At 71.8% G+C, this 17,420-nt stretch carries 17 protein-coding genes; 13 read left to right on the top strand and 4 right to left on the bottom strand.

From position 1 onward, the window contains the following. Positions 1-27: 27 nt before the first annotated feature. The 7 genes from ABTY20_RS15675 to era all read left to right on the top strand — a co-directional run bounded on the left by ABTY20_RS15675 (position 28) and on the right by era (position 6,120). Positions 28-1,218 (top strand): carbohydrate kinase family protein, encoded by a 1,191-nt coding sequence (locus tag ABTY20_RS15675; protein ID WP_502991818.1) that lies wholly within the window; start codon positions 28-30, stop codon positions 1,216-1,218. Positions 1,219-1,373: 155 nt separating this feature from the next. Further along, entirely contained in the window at positions 1,374-2,444 is a 1,071-nt protein-coding gene (locus ABTY20_RS15670) for a PhoH family protein (protein WP_351997554.1), read from the top strand. Positions 2,445-2,456: 12 nt separating this feature from the next. Further along, positions 2,457-2,954: an rRNA maturation RNase YbeY gene (gene ybeY / locus ABTY20_RS15665; protein WP_351997553.1), complete on the top strand. Its 498-nt coding sequence runs from the start codon at positions 2,457-2,459 to the stop codon at positions 2,952-2,954. Then, positions 2,951-4,261, top strand: coding sequence for a hemolysin family protein (locus ABTY20_RS15660; RefSeq protein ID WP_351997552.1), 1,311 nt, complete (start codon positions 2,951-2,953; stop codon positions 4,259-4,261). Before ybeY ends, ABTY20_RS15660 begins: the two co-directional genes overlap by 4 nt. Continuing rightward, positions 4,258-4,617 carry an MmcQ/YjbR family DNA-binding protein gene (locus ABTY20_RS15655; RefSeq protein WP_351997551.1) on the top strand — a complete coding sequence of 120 codons (360 nt, stop codon included), beginning with the start codon at positions 4,258-4,260 and terminating at the stop codon, positions 4,615-4,617. The genes ABTY20_RS15660 and ABTY20_RS15655 overlap by 4 nt, the downstream gene beginning before the upstream one ends. A gap of 32 nt (positions 4,618-4,649) precedes the next feature. Next, complete coding sequence (locus ABTY20_RS15650) at positions 4,650-5,003, top strand: cytidine deaminase-like protein (RefSeq protein ID WP_351997550.1); 354 nt, start codon at positions 4,650-4,652, stop codon at positions 5,001-5,003. Positions 5,004-5,166: 163 nt separating this feature from the next. After that, on the top strand, positions 5,167-6,120 hold the full coding sequence (gene era, locus ABTY20_RS15645; protein ID WP_351997549.1) for a GTPase Era: 954 nt from the start codon (positions 5,167-5,169) through the stop codon (positions 6,118-6,120). Positions 6,121-6,270: 150 nt separating this feature from the next. On the opposite strand, the gene ABTY20_RS15640 is transcribed toward era, so the two are convergent. From ABTY20_RS15640 to ABTY20_RS15630, 3 genes are read right to left on the bottom strand one after another with little or no spacing between them, the layout of a single operon-like run. Continuing rightward, on the bottom strand, positions 6,271-7,593 hold the full coding sequence (locus tag ABTY20_RS15640; RefSeq protein ID WP_502991817.1) for a GH1 family beta-glucosidase: 1,323 nt from the start codon (positions 7,591-7,593) through the stop codon (positions 6,271-6,273). A gap of 46 nt (positions 7,594-7,639) precedes the next feature. Then, entirely contained in the window at positions 7,640-7,906 is a 267-nt protein-coding gene (locus tag ABTY20_RS15635) for a protealysin inhibitor emfourin (protein WP_351997547.1), read from the bottom strand. 21 nt (positions 7,907-7,927) lie between these two features. Beyond that, entirely contained in the window at positions 7,928-8,998 is a 1,071-nt protein-coding gene (locus tag ABTY20_RS15630) for a M4 family metallopeptidase (RefSeq protein WP_351997546.1), read from the bottom strand. Positions 8,999-9,346: 348 nt separating this feature from the next. On the opposite strand from ABTY20_RS15630, the gene leuA reads away from it, so the two are divergent. Together leuA and ABTY20_RS15620 are read left to right on the top strand one after the other, a co-directional pair. Beyond that, positions 9,347-11,068: a 2-isopropylmalate synthase gene (gene leuA / locus ABTY20_RS15625; protein WP_351997545.1), complete on the top strand. Its 1,722-nt coding sequence runs from the start codon at positions 9,347-9,349 to the stop codon at positions 11,066-11,068. Between the two features lie 186 nt (positions 11,069-11,254). Beyond that, positions 11,255-11,959, top strand: a complete 705-nt coding sequence (locus ABTY20_RS15620) for a TerB family tellurite resistance protein (protein ID WP_351997544.1) — start codon at positions 11,255-11,257, stop codon at positions 11,957-11,959. A gap of 41 nt (positions 11,960-12,000) precedes the next feature. Here ABTY20_RS15620 and ABTY20_RS15615 read toward each other — a convergent pair whose 3' ends face one another. Continuing rightward, positions 12,001-12,546 (bottom strand): GNAT family N-acetyltransferase, encoded by a 546-nt coding sequence (locus tag ABTY20_RS15615; protein ID WP_351997543.1) that lies wholly within the window; start codon positions 12,544-12,546, stop codon positions 12,001-12,003. A gap of 323 nt (positions 12,547-12,869) precedes the next feature. Between ABTY20_RS15615 and ABTY20_RS15610 the strand changes: the two genes are divergently transcribed. The 4 genes from ABTY20_RS15610 (at position 12,870) to ABTY20_RS15595 (ending at position 17,420) form a co-directional block, all read left to right on the top strand. Next, positions 12,870-13,622 (top strand): SCO2525 family SAM-dependent methyltransferase, encoded by a 753-nt coding sequence (locus ABTY20_RS15610; protein ID WP_351997542.1) that lies wholly within the window; start codon positions 12,870-12,872, stop codon positions 13,620-13,622. Positions 13,623-13,695: 73 nt separating this feature from the next. Continuing rightward, on the top strand, positions 13,696-15,537 hold the full coding sequence (locus ABTY20_RS15605; RefSeq protein WP_351997541.1) for an SCO2524 family protein: 1,842 nt from the start codon (positions 13,696-13,698) through the stop codon (positions 15,535-15,537). Positions 15,538-15,540: 3 nt separating this feature from the next. Then, entirely contained in the window at positions 15,541-16,458 is a 918-nt protein-coding gene (locus ABTY20_RS15600; protein ID WP_351997540.1) for an SCO2523 family variant P-loop protein, read from the top strand. Next, entirely contained in the window at positions 16,455-17,420 is a 966-nt protein-coding gene (locus ABTY20_RS15595; RefSeq protein WP_351997539.1) for an SCO2522 family protein, read from the top strand. The genes ABTY20_RS15600 and ABTY20_RS15595 overlap by 4 nt, the downstream gene beginning before the upstream one ends.

Here is a 17,420-nt window from a genome sequence, read left to right as displayed (position 1 = left end):
GAACCGCACCACGTCAGGGAGCGCACCGTGAAGGCGACCACCGGGAAGGCGACCACCGGGAAGGCACACACCGGGGAACCGCCCCGCCCGCCCCGGGCCGATCCCCTCGCCGCCCTGCGCACACCGGACGACCCGCCCTGGGACGTCTACCTCACCGGCACCGTCTTCCTCGACATCGTCTTCACCGGGCTCGACTCCGCCCCGGTGCGCGGGACCGAGTCCTGGGCGCGCGGGATGGGGTCGAGCCCCGGCGGCGTCGCCAACATGGCCACCGCCCTGGCCCGGCTCGGCCTGCGCACCTGCCTCGCGGCGGCCTTCGGCGACGACCACTACGGCGAGTACTGCTGGGACACGCTGGAGCAGGGCGAGGGCATCGACCTCTCCCCGTCGCGCACGGTGCCCGGCTGGCACTCACCGGTCACCGTCTCCATGGCCTACGACGGCGAGCGCACGATGGTCTCCCACGGCCACGAGCCTCCCCCCGAGGAACCCGCCCACCCGTCGCCCGCCACCGCCCTCAAACGACGCCCCCCGGGCGCGGACCTGCCGCCGTGCCCTCCCCGTGCGCGCGCCGCCGTCGCCTCCCTCACCCCCGGCCGCGGCGCCCCCTGGATCGCGCGGGCCGCGCGCGGGGGGACCCGGATCTTCGGCGACGTCGGCTGGGACGACACCGGGGCGTGGGACCTGGCGGCGCTGCCCGACCTGCGGCACTGCGAGGCGTTCCTGCCGAACGCGGAGGAGGCCATGCGGTACACCCGCACCGACTGCCCCCGCGCGGCGGCGCACGCCCTCACCGAGCACGTGCCCGTCGCCGTGGTCACCCTCGGGGCGGAGGGCGCGTACGCGGTGGACCGGCGCACGGGGGAGAACGCTTCGGTGCCGGCGATCGACGTCGAGGCGCTCGACCCGACCGGGGCGGGGGACGTGTTCGTGGCCGGGTTCGTCACCGGCAGCCTGGCCGGCTGGCCGCTGGCCGACCGGCTCGCCTTCGCGGGGCTCACGGCGGCGCTGTCCGTCCAGGAGTTCGGGGGATCGCTGTCGGCGCCGGGGTGGACGGAGATCGGGGCGTGGTGGCGGAAGGTGCGGTCGGTCGAGGGGCAGGACCCCGCGGCGCTGCGGCGGTACGAGTTCCTGGCGGAGCTGGTCCCGCAGGAGCCGGCGCGGCCGTGGCCGCTGCGGCGGGCGGTGCCGACGATCGGCTTCCGCCGGTCCGCCTGAGACGGGCCCGCCGCGCGGGCCCGGGACGCGGGCCCGCACGGTCGGTGAAAAGCCCTACGGGCTTGTCACTCGTCCGTCGTACCCTGGGAACCGCGAGGCCGCCCTCCGGTGCGCGGCCGTGACGAGGAGGATCCGCAGGCCTTCAGAGCCGGCCCATGACTCAGACACCCACAGCTCACACCCCCGCGCAGGGACAGGCGAGAGTGCAGTTCACCGTCCCCGCACAGCACCCCATGGTGACCGTGCTGGGCTCCGGGGACTCCCTCCTGCGCGTGATCGAGAAGGCCTTCCCGGGGGCAGACATCCACGTCCGGGGCAATGAGATCAGCGCGGTCGGCGACGCCACGGAGGTCGCCCTGGTATCCCGCGTGTTCGACGAGATGATGCTGGTGCTCCGCACCGGGCAGCCGATGACGGAGGACGCAGTGGAACGCTCGATCGCCATGCTCAAGGCGAGCGAGAACGGGGAGAGCGACGGCCAGGAGACCCCGGCCCAGGTGCTCACGCAGAACATCCTGTCCTCGCGCGGCCGCACGATCCGCCCCAAGACGCTCAACCAGAAGCGCTACGTGGACGCGATCGACAAGCACACCATCGTCTTCGGCATCGGCCCGGCCGGTACCGGCAAGACGTACCTCGCCATGGCCAAGGCGGTGCAGGCCCTGCAGTCCAAGCAGGTCAACCGCATCATCCTGACCCGTCCGGCGGTCGAGGCCGGAGAGCGGCTCGGCTTCCTGCCGGGCACGCTCTACGAGAAGATCGACCCGTACCTGCGCCCGCTGTACGACGCGCTGCACGACATGCTCGACCCCGACTCGATCCCGCGCCTGATGGCGGCGGGCACGATCGAGGTCGCGCCGCTGGCGTACATGCGCGGCCGCACGCTCAACGACGCCTTCATCATCCTCGACGAGGCCCAGAACACCAGCCCCGAGCAGATGAAGATGTTCCTCACCCGCCTCGGCTTCGACTCGAAGATAGTGATCACGGGTGACGTCACGCAGGTCGACCTGCCCGACGGCACCAAGTCCGGACTGCGGCAGGTGCAGGACATCCTGGAGGGCCTGGACGACGTCCACTTCTCCCGGCTGTCGTCCCAGGATGTCGTCCGGCACAAGCTGGTGGGCCGTATCGTCGACGCGTACGAGCAGTACGACAGCCGGCACGGCACCCAGAACGGCACCCACAAGGGCGGCCGGAGCAAGGCCGGGCACAAGGGGAAGTAGACCGAGCACCAGATGTCGATCGACGTCAACAACGAGTCCGGAACCGAGGTCGACGAGCAGGCGATCCTCGACATCGCCCGCTACGCGCTCGCGCGGATGCGCATCCACCCGCTCTCCGAACTCTCGGTGATCGTCGTGGACGCCGACGCCATGGAGCAGCTGCACATCCAGTGGATGGACCTGCCCGGGCCGACGGACGTCATGTCGTTCCCGATGGACGAACTGCGCCCCCCGTCCAAGGACGACGACGAGCCCCCGCAGGGGCTGCTGGGCGACATCGTGCTCTGCCCCGAGGTCGCCGCCAAGCAGGGTGAGGAGGCGCCGACGCGGCACACCATGGACGAGGAGCTCCAGCTGCTCACCGTCCACGGTGTGCTGCACCTGCTGGGCTACGACCACGAGGAGCCGGACGAGAAGGCCGAGATGTTCGGCCTGCAGGCCGCCATCGTGGACGGCTGGCGCGCGGAGAAGGGCCTCACCGGCCCGTCCCCGGCCCCGACCGTGTCATGAGCCCGACCCTCGTCCTCGGCGCGATCGCCCTGGTCGTCGTCGCCTGGCTGGCCGCCTGCGCGGAGGCGGGCATCGCCCGCGTCTCCAGCTTCCGGGCCGAGGAGGCCGTGCGCTCCGGTCGCCGGGGCGGCGCCAGGCTCGCGCAGCTCGCCGCCGACCCCACCCGCTACCTCAACGTCGCGCTGCTGGTCCGCGTCGCCTGCGAGATGGCCGCCGCCGCCCTGATCACCCACGGCTGTCTGCGCGCGTTCGACGGGACCGCCGAGGCCCTGCTGATCGCCATCGCGATCATGGTCCTGGTCTCGTACGTCGCCGTCGGGGTCTCCCCGCGCACCATCGGCCGCCAGCACCCGCTGAACACCGCCACGGCCGCCGCGTACGTCCTGGTCCCGCTCGCGCGGGTGATGGGCCCGGTCCCGTCGCTCCTCATCCTCATCGGCAACGCCCTCACCCCCGGCAAGGGCTTCCGGCGCGGACCCTTCGCCTCCGAGGCGGAGCTGCGCGCGATGGTCGACCTCGCGGAGAAGGAGTCGCTGATCGAGGACGAGGAGCGCCGCATGGTGCACTCGGTCTTCGAGCTCGGCGACACCCTCGTGCGCGAGGTGATGGTGCCGCGCACCGACCTGGTGGTGATCGAGCGGTACAAGACCATCCGCCAGGCCCTCACCCTCGCCCTGCGCTCCGGCTTCTCCCGCATACCGGTGACCGGCGAGAACGAGGACGACATCGTCGGGATCGTCTACCTCAAGGACCTGGCCCGCAAGACGCACATCAGCCGGGACGCCGAGAGCGAACTGGTCTCCACGACGATGCGCCCGGCGTTCTTCGTACCCGACACCAAGAACGCCGGCGACCTGCTGCGCGAGATGCAGAAGCAGCGCAACCACGTCGCCGTCGCCGTCGACGAGTACGGCGGCACGGCCGGCATCGTCACCATCGAGGACATCCTCGAGGAGATCGTCGGCGAGATCACCGACGAGTACGACCGTGAGCTGCCTCCGGTGGAGGAGCTGGGCGGGGACCGCTACCGGGTCACCGCCCGCCTCGACATCACCGACCTGGGCGAGCTGTACGGGCTGGAGGAGTACGACGACGAGGACGTGGAGACCGTCGGCGGACTGCTCGCCAAGCAGCTCGGCCGGGTGCCGATCGCGGGCGCCTCGTCCGTGGTGGAACTCCCCGACGCCCGCGAGCTGCGGCTCACCGCCGAGGCGTCGGCCGGACGCCGGAACAAGATCGTGACGGTGCTGGTGGAGCCGGTGACCCCCGCGGACCCGCCCGCCGGCGAGGAGGAGGAGCCGGAGTGACCCCGCGGGAGCTGCGCGCCCTGTGCCTGTCCTTCAACGCGGCGGTGGAGGAGTTCCCCTTCAACCCGGAGACCTCGGTCTTCAAGGTCGGGGGCAGGCTCTTCGCGCTGACCGCACTGGACGCACGGCCCCTGAAGGTCAACCTCAAGTGCGACCCCGAGGACGCGATCCGGCTCCGCGCCGGGCACCCGGACCTGATCGTCCCCGGCTGGCACATGAACAAACGCCACTGGAACACGGTGACGGTCGACGGCACCCTCCCGGACCGCCTGGTCCGGGAGCTGGTCGAGGACTCGTACGACCTGGTCGTGGCCGGCCTGCCCCGAGCGGACCGCCTGCGCCTCGACCGCCCCTGAGACCGGAGACGCAACCCCCTTATGCTCGGATCATGACCGACACCACCGCCCTCGACCCCGAGGACCGCAAGATCGTCACCCTGGCCCGTTCCGCGCGGGCCCGCAACGGCGTGCCCGAGGGGGCCGCCGTGCGCGACGAGACCGGGCGGACGTACGTCGCCGGGACCGTGGCCCTGGACTCCCTGAAGCTCAGCGCCCTGCAGACGGCGGTGGCGATGGCCGTGGCGTCCGGCGCGAAGTCGCTGGAGGCGGCGGCCGTGGTGACCGAGGCGGCGTCGGCGTCGCCCGAGGACCGGGCGGCCGTGCGGGACCTCGGCGGCCCCGCGACCCCGGTCCTGGTGGCCGGTACCGACGGCACGGTCCGGGAGACGGTCACCGCGGGCTGAGACCGCGAAGAGCGCGTCCCCGCCTCCGCGGCCGCCGGGCCCGTCCGGGCCACGGCGGATCCACCCCGGCGGACGGCCGGACCGGGCCCTCGCGGGCGCCGGGTCCGGCCCCGTTCCGGACGGTGGTGCGGCGCGGCCTCCCGCATCAGGGAGAATGGGCGCCATGAGTGTTCGTACCCAGTCATCCGAGCAGCCCGCCGACGCCGTCCACCGGGCCGGCTTCGCCTGCTTCGTGGGCCGCCCCAACGCGGGCAAGTCCACCCTCACGAACGCTCTGGTCGGGCAGAAGGTGGCGATCACCTCGAACCGGCCGCAGACCACCCGGCACACCGTGCGCGGGATCGTGCACCGCGAGGACGCGCAGCTGATCCTGGTGGACACCCCCGGACTGCACAAGCCGCGCACCCTGCTCGGCGAGCGGCTGAACGACGTGGTCCGCACCACCTGGGCCGAGGTCGACGCGATCGGCTTCTGCATCCCCGCCGACCAGAAGATCGGCCCCGGCGACCGCTTCATCGCCAAGGAACTGGCCGGGATCAAGAAGACCCCGAAGATCGCGATCGTCACCAAGACCGACCTGGTGGACGGCAAGGCGCTGGCCGAGCAGCTGATCGCCGTCGACCAGCTGGGCCGGGAGCTGGGCATCACCTGGGCCGAGATCATCCCGGTGTCGGCGACCGCGAACAAGCAGGTCGACCTGCTCGCCGACCTGCTGATCCCGCTGATGCCGGAGGGCCCCGCCCTCTACCCCGAGGGCGACCTCACCGACGAACCCGAGCAGGTCATGGTCGCGGAGCTGATCCGCGAGGCCGCCCTGGAGGGCGTCCGCGACGAGCTCCCGCACTCCATCGCCGTGGTCGTCGAGGAGATGCTCCCGCGCGAGGACCGCCCCGCCGACAAGCCCCTCCTCGACATCCACGCCAACCTCTTCATCGAGCGCCCCAGCCAGAAGGGCATCGTCATCGGCCCCAAGGGCAAGCGCCTGAAGGACGTCGGCATCAAGTCCCGCAAGCAGATCGAGGCACTCCTCGGAACACCTGTGTTCCTGGACCTGCACGTGAAGGTCGCCAAGGACTGGCAGCGGGATCCGAAGCAGTTGCGGCGTCTGGGTTTTTGACGGGGTGGGCGTCGGTGTCGGGTCTTGCGGGTGGGTCGGGGTGCCTGCCGCGCGGCGGTAGCCGCATGTCGGTACAGCCTGGACCTGCACGTGAAGGTCGCCAAGGACTGGCAGCGGGATCCGAAGCAGTTGCGACGTCCGGGTTTTTGATCACGCGCGCTGCTCGCGCAGCAGCTCCCGGAACCAGCCGTACGACGCCTTGGGGGTCCGCTCCAGCGTGTCAAAGTCGACGTGGACCAGACCGAAGCGGCGGGTGTGGCCCTCCGCCCACTCGAAGTTGTCCATCAGCGACCACACGAAGTAGCCGCGTACGTCCACGCCCGCCTCGACCGCCCGGTGCAGCGCGCGGATGTGGCCGTCGAGGTAGGCGATGCGGTCCCGGTCGTCCAGCCCGTCGTACGCGCAGCCGTTCTCGGTGACGACCACCGGCGGGAGCCGGTCGCCGTACCGGGCGCGGAAGGCGGTGAGGAGTTCCGTGAGCGCCTCCGGGACCACCGGCCAGCCGAAGTCCGTCACCGGACGGCCCTCGATCTCCCGCACGGAGAAGGGGAGTCCGGCCGGCATCCGGACACCGCCGAAGTCGGTCTCCGTGTCCTGCGGGGCGCCCACGCCCGTCGGCGCGTAGTAGTTGATCCCGTACCAGTCCAGCGGCTCCGCGATGACCTTCAGGTCCGCCTCGACGTCGCCCGGCATCAGCTCGCCGATGCCGTCCGGGTAGCGGCCGAGGAGCAGCGGGTCGGCGAACATCCCGTTCAGCAGGGCGTCGTAGAAGCCGGCCGCCGCCACGTCCGCCTCGTCCCCGGAGGCCGGCCAGGTCGGCGCGTGCGAGTTCGCCACGCCGATGTCGTCCGCCCCCGCAGCCCGCAGCGCCCGTACCGCCAGGCCGTGTGCGAGGAGTTGGTGATGGGCCACCGGGAGCGCGTCGAAGAGCAGTGTCCGGCCGGGGGCGTGCACGCCCAGCCCGTGGCCCAGCAGGGTGTGCTCGGCGGGCTCGTTGAGGGTGATCCACTTCGTCACCCGGTCGCCGAGCCGCCCGGCGACCTCCGCCACGTACTCCGCGAACCGCTGCGCGGTGTCCCGGTCCAGCCAGTCGAGATCCGCCGGCAGGTCCCAGTGGAACAGCGTCGGCACCGGCCGTACGCCCGCCGCGCACAGCTCGTCGACCAGCCGGTCGTAGAAGTCCAGGCCGCCCCGCGCGCGCACCCTCGGCCAGGAGACGGAGAAGCGGTACGCGTCCACGCCCAGGCCGGCCAGCAGCGCCACGTCCTCGCGGTACCGGTGGACGTGATCGCAGGCCACCGCCGCCGTCGAGCCGTCCCGCACCCGCCCCGGCTCGTCCGTGAACACGTCCCACACGGACCGCTCGCGGGTGTCCGCCGCCCCCTCGATCTGGTGTGCCGAGGTCGACACGCCCCACAGGAAACCGGCCGGGAAACGGGGGATCGGGTTGGTCGTCGCCATGGCCCGGATCATCCGCACCGTCGGCGGTCGGAGTCAACGCCCTTGCGCGCCAAGCCGGTTACGCACCCTCCTTCAGTACTCTCCTGATCAGCTCCCGCTGTTCCTCCGTCAGCCGGGGGTCCGCGCAGTACACCGACCTGCCGTCCACGGTGATCCGGTAGCCGAAGCCGTCCGGCACCCCGGCCGGCGGTGTGCCCCGGCCGGCGGCCAGCACCCGCTCGGCCAGGGCGTGCCACTCGTGGGCGTCGGCGCGGCCCGAGGTGTCCACCTCGGCCTGCCGCTCGATCCCCGCGAACCCGCCCGTGCGCCGCACCTGAATACGCATGGGTCCCTGTCTAGTACGGAACTACAGCGTCCGCACTCCCACCCGCTCCCAGGCCTTCGACACCGCCCGCAGCTCCTCGCCCTCCCCGTACCGGGCGCGCGCCGCCTTCACCGTCAGCGTCGCGAAGTCCGTGAACCGCGCGTCCTGCTCCAGCTCCCCGCCGGTCAGCACGTCGTACCAGACCTGCCCCGCCCGCTCCCAGGCGTGTCCGCCGAGCGCGGTGGCCGCCAGGTAGAAGGCGTGGTTCGGGATGCCCGAGTTGATGTGCACGCCGCCGTTGTCGCGGCCGGTGCGGACGTAGTCGTCCATCGTCGCGGGCTGCGGGTCCTTGCCGAGGACGTCGTCGTCGTACGCGGTGCCCGGCGCCTTCATGGAGCGCAGCGCCTCGCCCGTGACGCGCGGGGCGAGCAGCCCGGCCCCGATCAGCCAGTCGGCCTCCCCGGCGGTCTGGCCGAGCGTGTACTGCTTGATGAGCGAGCCGAAGACGTCCGACACCGACTCGTTGAGCGCGCCGGACTGGCCGAAGTAGTCCAGGTTCGCGGTGTACTGCGTGACGCCGTGGGCTAGTTCGTGGCCGATGACGTCGATGGGGATGGTGAAGTCGAGGAAGATCTCCCCGTCCCCGTCGCCGAACACCATCTGCTCGCCGTTCCAGAAGGCGTTGTTGTAGTCCTCGTCGTAGTGCACGGTCGCGTCCATCGGCAGCCCGTCGCCGTCGATCGAGTCGCGGGAGTACGCCTTCAGGAACAGCTCGAACGTGGCGCCCAGACCGGCGTAGGCGCGGTTGACGGTGGCGTCCTGGCCGGGCGCCTCCCCCTCGCCGCGGACCTTCCTCCCCGGCAGGTCGGTGCGGTGCCGGGCGTCGTACACGGTGCGGTGCGGCTTCCCCGGCTCGGCCTCGGCGAGCGTGGCGACGGCCGGCGCGCCGACGACCGTGGTCAGCCGGCGCTGGGTGCGCTCGTAGGCGTCGCGCCGCAGGGTGCGGCGGGCGGGGCCGTGGAGCGCGGGGTCCTCGGCCTGTGCGAGCCGGTCGAGGACGTGCGGCGGGACGATGGTGCAGAAGACGGGCTGGAAGCCCCCGTTCTCGGTCATGTCCGGCACCATTGCACCGCGTTGGCGCTCTGTCACGGGGAGCGACGTGGATCGGGTGAAATGTCGGCAACCGTCCGTCATGGTGGTCGCGGTGTGTTATCCGTACGGGTGGTATGTGACCCATTGCGCAGTCGTCCGCGCCCCCCTGCCGACGCCCCGGTCCCGCATACTGATACACGCGGCCCGCGTCCGGAAAAGCTCGGCTAGCATGCTCCGCATCATGCATTTCGGGCTGCTTCTCCTTAGCTGCCGCGGTGAGGGTCTGCAGTAGAGGCCGACCCCCTCCCCGCGGAGTTTGGCGCTGCGCCGTCGGCCGTCCACCAGGACACACCGAGGAGCCCCCGCATCATGGCGAACCGCCAGCAGCCCAGCCCCATGCCGATCCACAAGTACGGCCGCTACGAGCAGGTCGACATCCCCGACCGCACCTGGCCGGACAAGCGGATCACCACCGCTCCCCGCTGGCTCTCCACCGACCTGCGCGACGGCAACCAGGCCCTGATCGACCCCATGTCGCCCGCCCGCAAGCGCGCCATGTTCGACCTGCTGGTCAGGATGGGCTACAAGGAGATCGAGGTCGGCTTCCCGGCCTCCGGCCAGACCGACTTCGACTTCGTGCGATCGATCATCGAGGACCCGGACGCCATCCCGGACGACGTCACCATCTCCGTGCTGACCCAGGCCCGCGAGGACCTGATCGAGCGGACGGTGGAGTCCCTGAAGGGCGCCAGGCGCGCCACCGTCCACCTGTACAACGCCACCGCACCGGTCTTCCGCCGCGTGGTCTTCCGCGGCTCCAAGGACGACATCAAGCAGATCGCCGTCGACGGCACCCGGCTGGTGACGGAGTACGCCGAGAAGCTGCTGGGCCCCGAGACGGAGTTCGGCTACCAGTACAGTCCGGAGATCTTCACCGACACCGAGCTGGACTTCGCCCTGGAGGTCTGCGAGGCGGTGATGGACGTCTACCAGCCCGGCCCGGGCCGCGAGATCATCCTCAACCTGCCGGCGACCGTCGAGCGCTCCACCCCCTCCACCCACGCCGACCGCTTCGAGTGGATGCACCGCAACCTCTCCCGCCGCGAGTACGTCTGCCTGTCGGTCCACCCGCACAACGACCGCGGCACGGCCGTCGCCGCCGCCGAGCTGGCGCTGATGGCCGGCGCCGACCGCGTCGAGGGCTGCCTGTTCGGGCAGGGCGAGCGCACCGGCAACGTCGACCTGGTCACCCTGGGCATGAACCTGTTCTCCCAGGGCGTCGACCCGCAGATCGACTTCTCCGGCATCGACGAGATCCGCCGTACGTGGGAGTACTGCAACCAGATGGAGGTCCACCCGCGCCACCCGTACGTGGGCGACCTGGTCTACACGTCCTTCTCCGGCTCCCACCAGGACGCCATCAAGAAGGGCTTCGACGCCATGGAGGCCGACGCGCGGGCCAGGGGCGTCACCGTCGACGACATCGAGTGGGCGGTCCCGTACCTGCCGATCGACCCCAAGGACGTCGGCCGCTCCTACGAGGCCGTCATCCGCGTCAACTCGCAGTCCGGCAAGGGCGGCATCGCGTACGTCCTGAAGAACGACCACAAGCTGGACCTGCCGCGCCGGATGCAGATCGAGTTCTCGAAGATCATCCAGGCGAAGACGGACGCCGAGGGCGGCGAGATCACCCCGGCCGACATCTGGGCGGTCTTCCAGGACGAGTACCTGCCCAACCCGGAGAACCCCTGGGGCCGCATCCAGGTCGCCAACGGCCAGTCCACCACCGACCGCGACGGCGTGGACACCCTCACCGTCGAGGCCACGGTCGACGGCACGGAGACCACCCTGGTCGGCAGCGGCAACGGCCCGATCTCGGCGTTCTTCCACGCGCTGCAGGGCATCGGCGTCGACGTACGGCTGCTGGACTACCAGGAGCACACGATGAGCGAGGGCGCCTCCGCGCAGGCCGCCTCCTACATCGAGTGCGCGATCGGCGACAAGGTGCTGTGGGGCATCGGAATCGACGCGAACACCACGCGGGCCTCACTGAAGGCGGTCGTCTCCGCCGTCAACCGCGCAACGCGCTGACCAGCCGCATCGGCGGTACGACGCCCCGCCCGCCGGAAAACGGCGGGCGGGGCGCCGTCACATACCGGCCATCTCCTCGCGCGGGTCACGGAAAGGTCTCGTCCAGGGTGCTGACTCCACCTCGCGGATGTGGCTAACATCACGCAAGCGGCGGCGATGATGCCGTGGCGTTGACGGAGGTGCGACGTGCTGCCAGGACGGGGACCCAACGGCCGTGCCGCGGCCGTCAGACTGTCGCGCCTGCTGGGCACCCGCACCGCGTGGACGGCCGTCGGCGACGGGGAGTTCTTCTGCCCCGGCTGCGGGGGCGACCGCAACTACCAGCGGCTGACCGGACAGCGCCGCTTCGCCCTGCTCGGCGTGCCCGTGCTGCCGCGCGGCGAGACCGGGCCGGTGGTGGAGTGCGCGGCCTGCCGCCGCCGCTTCGGCACCGACGTCCTGGACCACCCCACCACCACCCGCTTCTCGGCGATGCTCCGCGACGCCGTCCACACCGTCGCCCTCGCGGTACTGGCCGCCGGCGGCACCTGCTCGCGCGCCTCCCTGGAGACGGCCGCCGTCGGGGTGCGCGCCGCCGGCTTCGAGGACTGCACCGAGGACCAGCTGGCCGCGCTCGTCGAGGCGCTGGAGGCGGACACCGGCCGCTTCACCGGCGAGCCCTGCACGGCGGGCCTGGCCATCGAACTGCACGAGGCGCTGGACCCGCTGGCCCCGCACCTCGCCGCGCCGGGCCGTGAGTCGATCCTCCTGCAGGGCGCCCGCGTCGCCCTCGCCGACGGCCCCTACACGCCCGCCGAACGCGACGCCCTGGCCACCGTGGGCGCGGCCCTCACCATCCGCCCGGACGACGTGGCCCGCCTGCTGGCGGCGGCGGCGCGGACCCCGTCGTGACCCCGCGGCGGACCGGCCGCCCCCGGGCGGCGCGGCGCGGGTCACAGCACGAGGCACATCACCCTGCGGTCCTCGCCCGGGCCGAAGTAGTCCCGGCGCAGCCCCCCGTCGGGCGGCTCCGGCCGGAAACCCAGGGAGCGGTAGAGCAGGATCGCGGCGTCGTTGGCGGGCTCCACGGTCAGCCGGACCCGTTCGGTCCCGCAGCGGCGCAGCCGCGCCAGGATCTCCGCCATCAGCTCCCGGCCCAGCCCGTGCCGGCGCCGGTCCTCGGCCACGCACAGGCCGAGGATCCAGCTGTCCCGGCTGATCGCCGTGGTGGCCGCCAGGACGTAGCCGCGCAGCCGGCCGTCGCCGTCGTCCAGGACGAGCAGGTGACCGGCGTGACCGGCGTACAGGTCGAAGAGCTGCCGCAGCAGGAACGCCGGGTAGGCGACCTCCTGGAAGACCTCCGCGTCGAGCCGCTGCAGTTCGGGCAGATCGGACTCCCGTGCCGTCCGCAGCAGCGGGGGCCGTGGTTCCGGTAGAGGTGTCGGCCGGGTGAGGCGCTTCTCGTGGTCCAGGGCGCGCTCAAGCGGTTCGGCGGTCATGCCACCCCCAGTCGGGACGTGAGACGTCAACGCGGCAGCCGTGGCCGCCGTTCACACGAAGGAGGGAATGCGGACCCCGGTGGCGACCGGCGGCTGCCTCTGGCTAGAGTGAGCGTCCAACTCGCCCCGTGCAAGGGCGAGTTCGGGTGTGACAGGGCTGTGCTGGCGTGCGCCTGACGTGCGCCGGGTCACGGAGGACTGGCGTGTTCCTGGCTGTCTCCGCGTGCCGACCGGGCTTACCGTGCGAACACCGGAGTCGCTTCTTCGTCCGCCGACGTCCACGAGGACTCGTGCGCTGAGCACACGGTCTTGTCCGACACCGAATGGAACCTGGCAGGGTGATGATGGACCGCAACGCCGACGCGCCGTGGTCGCAGTTCGACCCGGAGGCGTACGTCGACCTCAACTACCGCACCCCGCTCGAGGTCGACCTGCTGATCGTGGGGCTCATGCGCGACTATTTCAGCCGCTGCTACGAGCGGGGTGTCCCGGCCTCGGTCCGGGGCGTCGACGTGGGCGCCGGCGCGAATCTCTATCCGGCGCTGTCCATGCTGCCCTGGTGCGAGAAGATCCTCCTTCTGGAATACGCGGCTCCGAACGTCGAGTACCTGGAGAAGCAGGCGGCCGGCGGCGGGTACGACACGGTGTGGGACCCGTTCTGGGACGTCCTGCGCGAGGCCCCCGCCTACCGGGCCGTCGAGCCCAGGAGCCGGTTCGGCGAGATCGTCCGGGTGGAGCGCGCCAACCTGCTGGACCTCGACGGACAGCGGCGCTGGGACATCGGGACCATGTTCTTCGTCGCCGACTCGATGTCCGAGTGCCCCGACGAGTTCCGGCGGGGCGTGGAGTGCTTCATGGACGCGCTGAACGAGGGGGCCCCCTTCGCCGCGGCGTTCATGAAGGAATCGCTCGGGTACCAGGTCGGCGCACACAGGTACCCCGCCTACCGGGTCGGCGCGGACCGGGTCCGGGAATGCCTGGAGCCCTTCACCGGCGAGCTGGAGATCCACGACCTGGACCACATGGTGCGGCCGGGGCACGAGGGGATGATCCTCGCCCTGGGACGGCGGGATTAGGCGATTGCCGCCCCGTGGGAGCGGGGACCATGTCTGAACACAGGGCAACGAGATCTGTACGAGGGGTGCGGGGATGCAGATCAAGCCGCGGCAGCACATGCTGGACATCTGGCGGGCCATGGCCCGCCATTCGTTCGACGACGGGAAGCTCGTCTGGGAGGACACCGACGGGCTGAGCAGCGTCGCCGACGCCGAGCGGCTGCTCTGCCTGCTCTATCCCGCCACCGAGGTCCCCGCCTTCCGCCTCGACCAGCCCGACACCACCGAACGGGACGTGCTGCGCGCGCTGGAGGGGGTCGGCAGCCGGCTGGAGATCCCGCCCAACCTGATCACCGCGCTCTCCCAGTTCATGCGCAGCCACACCGGCCCCGACGACAGCCCCACCTTCGCCGGCGGACACTACTTCCGGCCCGCCGAGCCCCGGCAGAAGCTCACCCACGAGCAGTACCAGCTGGGCGTGGTCGACTCCTACTCCATGTCCGTCACGCTCTGCCTCGCCACCCTCGGGTTCCTCAAGGTCTACGAGACCAGCACCACCCGCCCCGACGTGCGCAAGGCCCTCGGCGAACTGAGGGAGGCCACGAACACCCGGCTGACCGCGGCGATGATCAGCCTGCTGCGCTCCTTCACCGTCAACGTCTTCGACGCCGAGTCCGAACAGGGCAAGCGGCTCATCCAGGTCATCGGCCAGGACAGGCAGTCCGACCGGGCCGTCCTCCAGCAGTTCTCCCGCCGGTTCCGCCCGCTGCGCGCCACGATCATCGAAAGCCTCAGCCGCGGCATCCAGGTCGACGAGAGCATCCGGGACGAGAGCCAGCTCTTCGAGTGCGGCTGGGCCTGGGGCGTGGTCAAGGACGCGCCGACCATCACCGACCTCGACATCCCGGTCCCCGGCCAGCCCGACGGCATCGCCGACCGGCTGCCGTACGTGTACTTCACCGTGATCGCCCTGGACGGCATCCAGGACCTGTTCTCCGACCGCACCCTCACCCTGGGCCTGCTCGACGCCGACCAGCAGAAGCTCGCCGAGGCGTTGCGCCTGCGCTGGGAGCTCAGCCAGCAGTACTGGTCGGCCATCGCCCGGTTCGGCAGCGAGCGCTGGCCCCTGGAGGACCTGCCCTGGCAGACCACCGGACTGCAGCTGGAGTCGGAGTACTTCTCCCTGACCGTCGCGGCCATCCTCGTCCACGACCTGGTCCGCCGGAAGGCCACCGACGACGACCTCACCCGCACCGTCGCCATCATGGAGCGCCTCGCCGACCGGGGCCGCGTCAGCAGCCGCATGACCAGGAACGACCCGGCCATCGGGCTGCACTACCCGGGCGTCACCATGCCGCTCGCCGGGTCCGAGCGGTCCGGCGGGGTGCTGCAGTGGCGGATGACCGACTTCTCGGCCCAGCTGCTCAAGCGGATCATCCAGCTCGCGGAACTCTCCCGGAACATCGACGCGCAGGACCGCCTGCTCCGCCTGGGCGAGCAGGTGTTCGAGCACCTGTGGAACCGGCGGATCGAGGACGGCGAGGGCACGGGCCTGTGGGACAACGCACGGGCCGTCTACCCGGACACGCGGGTCAACAGGCGCCTCTCCTGGAGCATCACCGAACGCGTCACCGAGTGCCTGGTCGCCGCCCGCAACCTCTACGAACAACAGCCCATCCGCAGTCCCGAACTCGCCCAGCTGGCCCGGGACATGCTCAGCGAGGCCACCCACCTCTTCGGCAAGGAACAGCTGGAGGCCTCCGCCGCCCCCGACGGGAGCCGGGCCCGGGCCATGCGGAGCATCGAGAGCCGGCTCGACCACGCCCGCAGCCTGGTCGACGACCGGCCCGCGACCGCGTTCGCCCTGGCCCTGCCGGTGCTCCAGGAGCTCGACACCCTGGCCCAGGCCCGAGGCGCCGCCGCGCAGGAGGTGTGAGCCGTGCTCGTCTTCGCCGCCTCCGACAAGGGGGGCACCGGCCGCTCGGTGACCAGCGCCAACCTGGCCTACCAGCGCGCCCTCGCCGGTGACCACGTGGCCTACGTCGACTTCGACTTCGGCTCGCCCACCGCCGCCGCCGTCTTCGACGTGCCCGGCGCGATGCGCGGCACCGAGGAGAGCGGCCTGCACTCCTACCTCGAGGGCACGGTCACCGAACCGGCCAGGATCGACGTCTGGCGGCAGACCGAGCACCCCCAGCTGCGCGCCCGGCCCAACCAGGCGGGCCGCCTGGTGCTGCTCCCCGGCGACGCCGGCGGCGGCGAGTTCGCCACCGGCGAGGACGCCCTCGACCGGTGCGTCGACCTCCTGCTGCGGCTGCACGGCGAGTTCGACCTGGTCGTCGTCGACCTCAGCGCCGGCCGCAGCTACGCCGTCGACATGGTCCTCGCCGCGACCGCCCACCCCCGGATGCGCTACGTCGCGTTCCGCTGGCTGGTCTTCCACCGCTGGACCCGGCAGCACGTCATCGCCGCCGCCGGACTCGTCCACAAGGAGCACGGCATCATCAGGGGCGGCGTCGAGCGCGGACACGACGAGGAGGCGCTGCGGGGCGCCGTCCGCTTCGTCCGGGCCGCCGTACCCGACCCGGACTCGCCGCTGTGGTCCCAGGGCTCGCCCGCCCAGGCCGCCTGGATGCAGTCCTGCGACGAGGCGCTGCGCCGGCTCGCCGCGGAACACCGCATCGGCGACAGCGTGGTGCTCGGCGTCGTCCCCCTGGAACCCATCCTGCAGTGGCGCGAACAGCTCATCACCGAAGAGGACGTCCTCTCCACACAGATCGCCAACAAGGAGACACTGGAGGCGCTGGAGGAGATCGCGCGACGGCTCACCGACGACGACCACTGGGGGCGGCCATGACGGAAGCGGTGTTCCGCGAGACGGCCGCCGAACCACGCACCCAGGCGGTGCCCCTGTCCCACCTCTCCCTGGAACTCGGCCACCTCTACATGGAGGACTTCGAGGCCGGCCCCGGGCACCTGCGGCGCCACTTCGAGCGGGTGCGCCCCTGGGCGGAGGCGGCCCGCGCCGGCGCGGCCGCCGCCACCGGCGGCAAACGCCCCCGGATCAGCACCTGCTTCCTGATCGACGACTACTTCACCCGCTTCTCCGCCCCCGCCGACGTCGTCCCCATGCTGCTGGAGGAGGCCGACCGGGCCGGGCTCGTCGTCGACTACCTGGCCCGCGAGTCCGGCTGCGCCGTCGCCGGCAAGGTGCCCGTCGCCGAGGCCGTGGCCGGACGCATCGTCGAGGAACCGCCGCCCGGCAGCTACGGCCTGCGCCCCCCGGCCGCGCAGACCGGCTGGCTGGCCAACGGCGAGCGCAGCCCCGTCGCACGCGCCCCGCAGGCCATGCAGAAGGCCACCGCCTGGCGGCCGCCGAAGGAGACCGCCGCCCGCCGCCACTCCGTCTTCCTCGACGTCGAACTCTGGGACGACGGCCCCGACGGACACCGCACCTGGTCCTGCCCCTTCCTCGCCGCCGTGTGGCAACTCGCCCGTCTCGGACTGCTGCGCAACGAGGGCGAGGCCGTCCTCGAGCCGCAGCCGCACACCGCCGCCGCCTTCCCCGACGACTGGGACGAACTGCCCCCGCTGCTGCGGCTCAACCCCCGCGCGGACCCGTTCGCCGCCTACCGGACCTGCTCGGTGATCCCCAGCCGGTTCTTACCCGTCGAGCACGCCGTCCGCGTGATCCTCGACCAGATCCAGGTCGACCCCGGGGCGCTGGCACAGACCGCCGAGCGTTCCGCCCGCGAGAACACGGCCGTCCCCGACTCGGTGGCCGACCGCATCTCCTACGTCTTCTACGCGGGGCAGTGA

Origin of the sequence: Streptomyces sp. NPDC126497 (genome assembly GCF_040302425.1) — a bacterium.
Classification (GTDB): Bacteria; Actinomycetota; Actinomycetes; order Streptomycetales; family Streptomycetaceae; genus Streptomyces.
This window is presented reverse-complemented; position numbering and strand designations above follow the sequence as displayed.